This window comes from Streptomyces lancefieldiae, assembly GCF_031845825.1.
Taxonomy (GTDB): domain Bacteria; phylum Actinomycetota; class Actinomycetes; order Streptomycetales; family Streptomycetaceae; genus Streptomyces; species Streptomyces lancefieldiae.
In genome coordinates this window covers 1-6,931 of sequence record NZ_JAVRFH010000122.1, presented here as the reverse complement: position 1 = coordinate 6,931, position 6,931 = coordinate 1, and the positions used below count along the sequence as shown (strand labels likewise).

The window sequence follows — 6,931 nt, the reverse complement described above, 5'->3', positions numbered from 1 at the left end:
CCGCCAGATCGGGCAGGAAACCGCCTGCGCGCGCGTACGTGGCGCCCTCGGCCCCGGGGTCCGGATCGTACAGCGCCCCGATGTCCCACCCGCGGTTCCCGGGGAAGTCGCCCATCGCGTCCACCCCGGCGCACACCACCCCCCACAGCCCTTCGGGCGAGGACGCCCCGCCCGGGAAGCGGCATCCCACGCCCACGACCGCGACGGACTCGCGAGCGGAGTCCTCCAGGGCCCGCACCCGCTCGCGCAGGGCCTGCGCATCGCTGACGGCGCGCCGCAGATAGGACCGGAGCTTGTCGACGTCCTCCACCAAGGCCTCCCCGAATGGTCGCTCGGACGAACAGGTGGTGCTACACGTATCCGCGGTCGATCAGTTCGTACAGTTCGTCATCACTGCGGCTGTCCGGCCCCTTTTCCTCCGCACCGTCCGCAGCATCGGGCGCCGTGGGCGCGAGGAGAGAGAAAAGGTGGCGGCCGAGCGCTCGCGGCGTGGGATGGGTGAACGCGACGGTGGCCGGGAGCCGCACCCCGGCCGCCGAGGCCAGCCTGTTGCGGAGGTGCACGGCCATCGACGAGTCGAATCCCAGGTCCTTGAAGGTATCGGCCGGCCTCGCCGCGAGATCGGCGCCCGTCAGCCCCGGGTGTTTGCGGCTCAGCACCGCTGCCGCCTCGGCCTGCACGAGCCGGACGGCCGACGCTTCCAATGCGGGTCCGCCCGTCCGAAGGGGGCCGGCGTCGGCCAGCCGGGTGGGGTCTTCGGGCCGGCCTGCGGTTGTGGTGCCGGTGGCATCCGGCGCCGTCAGCCAGTAGCGCCGCCGCTGGAACGCGTAGGTCGGCAGGCTGATGCGGCGCGGCCGGCCGGCGGCGAACACCGCCTCCCAGTTCACCGGCACGCCCCGCACGTGCAGTTCGGCCAGTGACGCCAGGACCTTGCTCGCGCCCCCGTCGTCCTTGTGCAGGGTGTCCACGACCACCGGCGAGGCCGTCAGCGCGTCGGCGGTCTCGGCCATCGCCACCGCGAGCACCGGATGCGGGCTGACCTCCACGAACACACCGCCTCGGTCACGCATGAGGCGGTCGACGACCTCGCCGAACCGGACCGTCGAACGCAGGTTGTCGTACCAGTACGAGCTGTCGAGCCGGCGGGTGTCGAGCACCCCTCCGGTGACCGTGGAGTGGAACTCCACCTCCGACTCCCTCGGGGACAGACCAGCGGTCGCCTCCAGGACACGGTCCCGAATGCGTTCCACCTGGTGGGAGTGGGAAGCATAGTCGATCTTGATTCGGCCCACCCGGACACCCTCGGCGGCCGCCGCCGCGGCGAACCCGTCCAGGGCCTCGGTGTCCCCGGCGATCACCGTGGAGGCCGGCCCGTTGACCGCGGCCACGGAGAGCCTCCCCGGCCACCGCTCCAGACGGTCCCGGATCCATTCCTGGGACGCGGACACCGCGCTCAGCCCGCCCAGGCCGGCCAGATCGGTCAAGGTCCTGCTGCGCAGGGCGACGATCCGCGCCGCGTCCTCGAGCGGGAGCGCCCCTGACACGCAGGCCGCGGCGATCTCTCCCTGCGAGTGCCCCACCACCGCATCGGGGACCACTCCCAGCGACTGCCACACCTGTGCCAGCGAGACCATCATCGCGAACAGCGCCGGCTGGACCACGTCGTCCCCGCGTTCCAGCGACACCGCCGGATCCGTACTGGTCACCACGTCCACCAGTGACCAGTCCACCCAGGGCGCCAGAGCTCGCGCGCACGCGTCGATCCCACGCGCGAAGACCTCCGACTCGGCGTACAGCTGCCTGCCCATGCCCCGCCACTGCGATCCCTGCCCGGGAAACACGAAGACGAGCGGCCCCACCGACCCGGCGGCAACCCCGCGGACCGCGAGCGGCGCGTCACCGTCCATGGCCACCTGGCCCAGACCGGCCAGCGCCTCCTCGCGGTCGCCGCCCAGTACCACCGCCCGGTGCTCGAACGACGATCGCGTCGACACCAGCGAATGCCCCACGTCGGCCGCCGACGGCGACGCGTCCGCGGCGAGCAGGTCCCGCAGGCGGGCCGCCTGCTCCCGCAGGGCCGGCTCCGTCCGCGCCGACAGCACCCACGGCACCACGTGTCCGAAAGCGCCCGCGGGGGTCTGGCCGCCACCCGTGTCCTCGCGTTCCGTCCGCTCCACGACGGCCTGTTCGAGGACCACATGCGCACAGGTGCCGCCCATCCCGAACGCCGACACCCCGACCCGCCGGGGCCGGCCCGGTGCACTGGGCCAGGGTCGCGCGGCCCTCAGCACCTCAAAGTCCTTCCGAAAGTCCCCGACGGCCCGGTTCGGGGAACGGAATCCCGGCGTCGGCACCAGGTGGGCACGGTCCACGCAGAGCGCGGCCTTCACGAAGCCGACGATCCCGGCGGCGGGCTCCAGGTGACCGACGTTCGCCTTGACCGAGCCGATGACCAGGGCCCGGTCACGGCCGGTTTCCCGGAACACCTCACGCAGACCGGAGATCTCGGCCGGATCACCGAGCCGTGTACCGGTGCCGTGGGCCTCGACGTAGTCGATCCCGTCGAACGCCACGGCCGCGCGCTCGAGGGCGGACCGGACCGCCGCAGCCTGCCCGGCGGGGCTGGGGTTCGGGATCCGGGAGGACGCGCCTGCGCTGGTGACACCCCAGCCGCGCACCACCGCGTAGATGTGGTCCCCGTCGGCGACCGCGAGGTCATGCCGCTTCAGGAGCACGAAGGCCCCGCCCTCGCCACGGACGAACCCGTTGGCCCGCTCGTCGAAGGGGAAGCAACGGCCGTCGGGCGACAGCGCGCCCAGATTCGCCAGGCTGAGGCCCGCCTCTGCATCGACGATCAGGTGCACGCCGCCCACGATGGCCATGTCGACCGCGCCGCCGCGTATCCGCTCGCACGCCAGCGCCAGCGCCACGAGTGACGACGACTGGCCCGAGTCCGCACAGAAACTCATGCCGCGGACGTCGAACAGATGGGATATCCGGTTCGCGATCAACGAGCCGCTTGCACCGAGCGCGGCGTAGTGGTCGTCCCGGTCGCTGCCCGAGAGCCTGCGCAGCGACTCGTACCCGGAGGGTGCGGTGCCGACCACGACGTCGATCTCGCGGCCCCCGAGTGCGTCCGCCGGCATGCGGGCGTCTTCGACGGCCTCCCAGGCGAGCTCGAGGCCCAGCCGCTGCACCGGGTCCATGGCGGCCGCCTCGGCCGGCGGGATTCCGAAGAAGTCGGCGTCGAACCCGTCGACGGAGTCGAGGAACGACCCGGAGTTCACCGTGGCGGCATCCGGGTGAGGCGCGCGGTCCGGGCCGGCCGTCCGGTGCTCGGGTAAGGTGCCGATGGTCGACCTCCCCCGGAGCAGCAGGCGCCAGAAATCGCCCACGCCGTGCACGCCGGGGAAGCGGCACGACATCCCGATCACGGCGATGCCGGGGGCTGCGCCGCTCATACGGTCTCCTTCCGGGTCCTTCGGCACACGGCTCTCTGCAGGCTGCACCTGTGTCACCGCCAGCGGGTCAGTAGGGTCCGCAGCTCGTCCGGCGCGTTCATGACGTCGTAGCGGCCGCCTTCGACGACCCGGATGCCGACCGAGTCCGCGTACCAACGCCACCCCTCGAGCTCCGCGAGGCTCACGTCGGGGTCGTCCCGCCAGTGCACGACGACGACCGGGCAGGGCACCGCGACCGGTTCGGGCCGCCGGTACGCACGCGCGGCGGCCTGGTCACGGAGCAGGACGGTCAGGCCCAGATCCACCATGTCCGGCCGCGGCTCGATACGCCGACCGCGGAGGAACCACTCAATTTCGGCGCGCAGTTCGGATTCGGTCATGGTGAGCATCCGGTCGCACGAAGCGTCGTGCGGGGCCGGCTGCCCGGAGACGAAGAGGCGGTCTGGCCCCGGAAGGCCGAGTTCGGCGAGCCGAAGGGCGGTCTCGTACGCGGGCAGCGCACCCGCACAGTGACCGAAGAACGCGAACGGCCGGTCGAGCAGCGGCGCAAGGACCTCGGCCAGGCCGGTGACGAGGTTCTCGTAGGTGCCGTAGTGAGGTTCGGCCAGCCGGTTCTCGCGGCCGGGGAACTGCACCGGGCAGACCTCGATGTCGCCGAGCACGGCCGGCCAGTCGCTGTACGCCGAAGCCCCGGATCCGGCGAAGGGAAAGCAGAATATCCGGGCGGGGTGGCCGGTGGACGGCGGACGGACGAACCACGGCGACGCGTCGGTGGTGGAGCCGGATGTCATGGCCTCAGTCGTTTCTGGGCGACGATGGGGAGGTGGGTCATCCCGGCGATGAAGCACGACCGCAAGTGCTGCGGTTCGCCGGCGAGGTCGATTGCTCCGATCCGCTGGAACAGTTCCTCGAAGAAGATGCGCAGGGTGGTACGGGCCAGCGGCGCGCCGATGCAGTAGTGCGGCCCGAATCCGAACGCGACATGGCTGTTCTCACGCCGCGTGATGTCAAACCGATGCGGATCGGCGAACCGTGACTCGTCCCGGTTGGCCGACCCGATCCACGCGACGACCGCCGCGCCGGGCGGGACGGTGCCCCCGCCGATCGCGGTCCCGTTCCTGGCGTACCGCATGAAGTTGCAGGCGGCCGACGTCCAGCGCAGGCCCTCCTCGACCAGGGACGGCACCAGCGACAGATCGGCCCGCGCCATCTCGAACTGCTCGGGCTGCTCGACGAGCGCGAGCACCGTGCCCGAGACGGTGTGTGGCGTCGTCACGTTGGCCCCCAGCAGCAGGCTGTAGCCGTCGTAGGCGATCTCCTCGTCGGTCAGCGGCGCGTCCGCGACGCGGACGCCCATCAGGTGGTCGAGGAGGCTCCCGTCCTCGACTCCGGCCGCCCGTCGCCGCTCCACCCACTGGGTGACATAAGTGACGAGTTCGTGGTGGGCGATCGCCAGCGTCGCGGCTCGACTGCCCTGGTGGTAGTGCGGATCCGAGGGGGCCGTCACCATGGCGGTCAGCTCCACGAGCTCGTCCCAGTCCCGCTCCGGGATCCCCAGCAACGGGCCTGCGACGATCATCGGGAGGCGTTGCACCTGCTCGGCCAGGTCCCAGGTACCGCCGTCGAGTGCCGACTCGAGGAAGCGCACGACCGCGCGCCGAATCCGGTCCTGCCATGACGCCACGGCCCGCACGGTGAGTTTGGTACCGATCGCCCTGCGCACCTGGGTGTGGCGCGGCGGGTCGGTGGACGTCATGAGCTTGCCTGCCGCGACGTCGTCCTCCCCGAGGTGGGTGACCACCGTTCCGCGCTCCGAGGTGAAGGCCTGGTGGTCGCCGAGCACACGGCAGACGTCGTCGTAGCGCGTCACGGACCAGAACTCCCTGCCGTCCGGCAGGATCTGATGGTGCAGGGGCGCCTCGGCCCTCATCACGTCCCAGATCACGTGCGGATCGCCCGAGGTGTAGAGGTCCAGGTCGAACAGGTCCACGCGGCCGAGGTCGACATCCCTCCCGGCGCCCGGCGTCAACCTCACGTACGAGCCCTCCCCTGGTCGACAAGCTCGGCGACCCGGGCCGGGGTCTGTGCCAGATAGAAGGCACGTACGGACAGTTCGACGCCGTAGTCCTGGGAGACCCGGTCGATGATCCGAATCCCGATCAACGAATTGCCGCCGAGTGCGAAGAAGTCGTCGTCGGGCCCGACCTCGCAACCGTTCAGGTATTCACTCCAGAGTGCCGAGATCTCACGCACGAGCGACGGCGGCGCACTCGAAATCCCAGCTTGTGGTCCCGGCTCCTCACCCTGTCCACGGCGCTGGTCGACCCGCGGCCCCAATTCCATTGCCATCCTTTCCTTCTCCGCCGACGGACACCGGTTGTCCCGCCGACAGGACAGAAATGAACTCTGCCGATCCTGCCCCCCACCCCACGGCGATGTCCACCGCCACCCGACGAGAGCATCGCGGCGCCGCCGGCCGCGGGTTCGACACTCAAGCCGTGCACGGCCACGTCATTGCCAGGGCATCCGGGAAGAAATACCGTGACGGCCGGGGGAATGCCCAGTAGCTTCCGGATGTGTCAAACAAGCATGCGTTGAAGGGGATTTCGTTGCTTAAGTCGCAACGGCTCGCGGTACTGCCCATCGCCTCGTACGACCTGGATCCCGAGCTGTCCGTCGTGGACCGCCACGAGTACTCCGGCGAGTACGACGCCCTCACCTTCGGGTCATGGTCGTGCCACGTGCTGGCCAACGGCAGCGGCGCCGAATCCGACCTCACCTTCCGTCCCCACGGAGACAGCCTGACCCTTACCGACCTGGGCAGGCGGCTCCCGGGCATCATGTCCCTGGTGACCGATCACTTTTCCCTGGACCGGTTGCAGTGGGTGCGCATATTCAGTCTGCGCGACGGAATAATGGCTCCACACAGGGACTTTCTCGAATTCGAGGAACCCGGCACCAGGCTGCAGATTCCCTTGCGTACCAGCGAGGAATCTCTCCACTCCGAGAACGACATCGTCTATCATCTCCGTCGCGGTGAGGTGTGGAAGATACACACGACCGACCCTCATTCGGCGTGCAGCACCTCCAAAACCGCCCGACTCTCCCTCTGTCTCGATTTCTCGGACGCCGAGAAGCCCGTCGGTATCAGCGGCGACATTCCCGCGACCGAGCCGGTCCGAGTCATGGAACGCCCCGAGCCGACCGACGCGGAGCTCGAAGAGCTCCTCGACTCCGGCCGGAGTCTCACCCCGCGGACCATGCGGTCCGTCTTCCGCCGGTTTGCCGCGCTCCACTTCGAGCGACGCTCCCACGCCACCACGGTGTTCGACTGGTACGTGGAGGCCGCTCGCCGTTCCGGGAACGAGGACGTGGTCGCCAAGGCCCAGGCATACCGCGCCTATTGCATCGAGAAGCGGAGCTACGAGGAGACCTTCGTCTGGTGAGGGCCGCCGGACCCAGTGCCGACG

Annotated in this window: 6 protein-coding genes; 1 reads left to right on the top strand and 5 read right to left on the bottom strand. The window is 70.2% G+C overall.

Annotated features, from left to right (window positions below; translation table 11 throughout):
- From RM812_RS40235 to RM812_RS40215, 5 genes are all read right to left on the bottom strand, one after another.
- On the bottom strand, window positions 1-310 hold a 310-nt coding region (locus tag RM812_RS40235), incomplete at its 3' end, for a beta-ketoacyl synthase N-terminal-like domain-containing protein (protein ID WP_311585668.1).
- 40 nt (window positions 311-350) lie between these two features.
- Window positions 351-3,461 (bottom strand): type I polyketide synthase, encoded by a 3,111-nt coding sequence (locus RM812_RS40230; protein WP_311585666.1) that lies wholly within the window; start codon window positions 3,459-3,461, stop codon window positions 351-353.
- 53 nt (window positions 3,462-3,514) lie between these two features.
- Complete coding sequence (locus tag RM812_RS40225; protein ID WP_311585664.1) at window positions 3,515-4,252, bottom strand: thioesterase II family protein; 738 nt, start codon at window positions 4,250-4,252, stop codon at window positions 3,515-3,517.
- Complete coding sequence (locus RM812_RS40220) at window positions 4,249-5,496, bottom strand: cytochrome P450 (protein ID WP_311585662.1); 1,248 nt, start codon at window positions 5,494-5,496, stop codon at window positions 4,249-4,251. The genes RM812_RS40225 and RM812_RS40220 overlap by 4 nt, the downstream gene beginning before the upstream one ends.
- Window positions 5,493-5,810 carry a phosphopantetheine-binding protein gene (locus tag RM812_RS40215; RefSeq protein ID WP_311585659.1) on the bottom strand — a complete coding sequence of 106 codons (318 nt, stop codon included), beginning with the start codon at window positions 5,808-5,810 and terminating at the stop codon, window positions 5,493-5,495. The genes RM812_RS40220 and RM812_RS40215 overlap by 4 nt, the downstream gene beginning before the upstream one ends.
- A 260-nt stretch (window positions 5,811-6,070) precedes the next feature.
- Here RM812_RS40215 and RM812_RS40210 point away from each other — a divergent pair, with 260 nt between their 5' ends.
- On the top strand, window positions 6,071-6,907 hold the full coding sequence (locus RM812_RS40210; RefSeq protein WP_311585657.1) for a putative nonproteinogenic amino acid hydroxylase: 837 nt from the start codon (window positions 6,071-6,073) through the stop codon (window positions 6,905-6,907).
- Window positions 6,908-6,931: the final 24 nt, after the last annotated feature.

Bases quoted from the DNA above. Each gene is read 5' to 3' on its own strand.
- RM812_RS40230 (WP_311585666.1), bottom strand. From the start codon at position 3,461: ATGAGCGGCGCAGCCCCCGGCATCGCCGTGATCGGGATGTCGTGCCGC.
- RM812_RS40225 (WP_311585664.1), bottom strand. From the start codon at position 4,252: ATGACATCCGGCTCCACCACCGACGCGTCGCCGTGGTTCGTCCGTCCG.
- RM812_RS40215 (WP_311585659.1), bottom strand. From the start codon at position 5,810: ATGGCAATGGAATTGGGGCCGCGGGTCGACCAGCGCCGTGGACAGGGT.